Origin of the sequence: Streptomyces sp. NPDC002130 (genome assembly GCF_040296465.1) — a bacterium.
Lineage (GTDB): Bacteria > Actinomycetota > Actinomycetes > Streptomycetales > Streptomycetaceae > Streptomyces.
Genome location: NZ_JBEOXI010000526.1, coordinates 1 through 2,623 on the forward strand (window position 1 = coordinate 1; position 2,623 = coordinate 2,623).

General features: G+C 58.9%; 2 protein-coding genes and 1 pseudogene. 2 read left to right on the top strand and 1 reads right to left on the bottom strand.

Annotation, left to right across the window (positions count from 1 at the left end):
* Window positions 1-229 precede the first annotated feature (229 nt).
* Window positions 230-682: pseudogene (locus ABT116_RS42210) on the bottom strand (hypothetical protein); the annotation flags it as partial.
* A 207-nt stretch (window positions 683-889) separates the two neighbouring features.
* Between ABT116_RS42210 and ABT116_RS42215 the strand changes: the two are divergent.
* Window positions 890-1,210, top strand: a complete 321-nt coding sequence (locus tag ABT116_RS42215; RefSeq protein WP_054827572.1) for a 2Fe-2S iron-sulfur cluster-binding protein — start codon at window positions 890-892, stop codon at window positions 1,208-1,210.
* 24 nt (window positions 1,211-1,234) lie between these two features.
* Window positions 1,235-2,623, top strand: a 1,389-nt coding sequence (locus ABT116_RS42220) for a cytochrome P450 (RefSeq protein ID WP_351645747.1), incomplete at its 3' end; no start/stop codon positions are given.

The following is a 2,623-nucleotide window of genomic DNA, read 5'->3' on the forward strand; positions in this document are numbered from 1 at the left end:
GCGTGCGGTCACGGATCAGCCGTACGTGGATCGGTCCGGAGCCGTAACGGATGGCGTTGGTGATGAGCTCACTGAGGATGAGCTCTATGGTGAAGAACGGGAGTATTCGTTGCAGATCAGCGATAGCGAGTCGATATGCGAGAGGGTCCGAGAACCGACAAGCCTTGTTGAGGGTGTCCTCGGGTACGTGGACGAAGGAAATCGGAGCGTCGAAGAATCGGCGATTCGACCCCGGACCTTCGTCGTGGCTCACCACCTCGGCCGGCTCCGGCCAGCTCAGATGGAGTGTCACCGGCGATATGTCACCGGCGAGCATGTCCAGCAGTCGTAGTAACGCCGACCCACCGTAGGTGATGACCAAGCAGTCCAGTGCGGAATCGCCTGTATGCGCAGTGAGCCCGACGATCAGACCGTAGTCGCCAGTATGGAACTGCGACTTCAACGCCGTGGAGATCAATGGCAGGTATGTCAGGAGATCGACGATCTCGGCGACCGAACCAGCACTGATCAAAGGTGAACTCAGAGGCCCGAACGATGTCAACTGGGCCTGCTCGGCAAACGCAAATCCGAGTCGAGTGGCCTGGGCGATATCGAGTTCGGGGTAGACCTCCCGAAACCACCGTATCGGTGCCTGAACGTCATGCTGAATGAGCGTCGCTTCACTGGTTCCTTCGCGGTGCATGATCGCACGAAGCCGCGCGGCGGCGTCCGGGTCGAGTGCGCGGCGTTCGAGCAACTGCACGAACGCAAGCGGCGGCACACCCTCATCGCTCAGCTTCACGGTGACCCCTTTGACCCGAATTCACAAGTTTATGACTCCACCGAACATAGCCGTCACCCGCGTTCGCGACGACACTTTCCTCAATCACGCCGGAAACGAGGAGTTGACATGGCAGCTGTAACTTTCGTCGCCCACGATGGTGAGAAGCACGAGGCGGCTCTGGTCGAAGGTCGATCGCTGATGCAGATTGCAACCGACAATGCTGTGCCGGGGATCGATGGAGACTGTGGAGGGGAAACGGCCTGTGGCACCTGCCATGTGATCGTCGACCCGCAGTGGTCAACAGAGGTGGGTCTGTCCGGCGCCGACGAGGAGGAGATGCTGGCGATGAACCCCGAGCGTGAACCCACTTCTCGGTTGTCGTGCCAGATGGTGGCCTCGGAAGCGTGGGATGGCCTGATCGTTCGAACACCTGAATTCCAACTGTGATATGCGAAAGGCAGGCACGACAGCATGAAAGTTTCTGAGTCGATCACCGACAAGGTCCAGTCGACCATCCCGATAGGCCTGCAGATCCAGGGCGCTCATCTGTACGACAAGACCCGACGGTGGGTGACTGGAACGAATGGCAAGAAGATCTTCGTCGAAAGTCCCATCCCACCGGTCGAGGATGTCGAGCTCGCCGACATCGACCTCAGTAACCCCTTCCTTTACAGACAAGGGCGGTGGCAGTCGTACTTCGAACGGGTGCGCAACGAGGCACCGGTTCACTACCAACCCAACAGTCCGTTCGGCCCGTTCTGGTCGGTCACGCGCCATGCCGATATCGTGGCCGTCGACAAAAATCATGCGCTGTTTTCCGCCGAGCCGTTCATCGTCATCGGCGTCCCGCCCCGGTTTCTCGATATCGAGATGTTCATCGCGATGGACCCACCACGCCACGACAGACAGAGGGCTGCCGTCCAAGGCGTGGTCGCACCGAAGAACCTCCGGGAGATGGAGGGACTCATCCGATCACGCGTGCAGGAGGTGCTGGACGACCTCCCCTTGAACGAGCCGTTCGACTGGGTTCAGAATGTCTCGATCGAGTTGACAGCTCGGATGCTCGCAACTCTTCTGGATTTCCCCTACGAACAACGCCGCAAACTCGTCTACTGGTCTGATCTGGCAACCTCGATGGAGCAAGCCAACGGTGGGCCCTCGGACAACGACGAGGTGTTTGAAGGCATGCGTGACATGGCCCGTGGCCTCAGCGCTCTCTGGCATGACAAAGCAGCCAGGAGGTCTGTAGGGGAAGAGTCCGGTTTCGATCTGATCACCATGTTGCAGAGCAACGAGGACACCAAGGATCTGATCGATCGTCCGATGGAATTTCTGGGCAACCTCGTACTGCTGATCGTCGGTGGCAACGACACGACGCGAAACTCGATGAGCGGTGGCGTTCTTGCGTTGAACCAATTCCCCGACCAGTTCGAGAAACTGAAGGCCAATCCCGATTTGATCCCCAACATGAACTCGGAAATCATCCGATGGCAAACACCATTGGCGTACATGCGCCGAATCGCCAAAGCCGACACCGTTCTGAACGGACAATTCATCCGCAAGGGCGACAAACTGGTGATGTGGTACGCCTCGGGTAACCGCGACGAACGCGTTTTCGAGAATCCTGATGATTTCATCATCGATCGCGCCAATGCGCGCAATCACATCGCGTTCGGATTCGGTGTACACCGGTGTATGGGCAATCGACTGGCCGAAATGCAGCTGCGGATTCTGTGGGAGGAGTTGCTTCCCCGCTTCGAGAACATCGAGGTCGTCGGCGACCCCGAGTACGTTCACCGCCGACGCGGCAGGCCGCACCTACTGGGGCGATCGGGTCCCCGAGTCGGAGTGGTCACGCCG

Excerpts from the sequence above, each read along its gene's own strand:
- ABT116_RS42215 (WP_054827572.1), top strand. The coding sequence starts at position 890 with ATGGCAGCTGTAACTTTCGTCGCCCACGATGGTGAGAAGCACGAGGCG.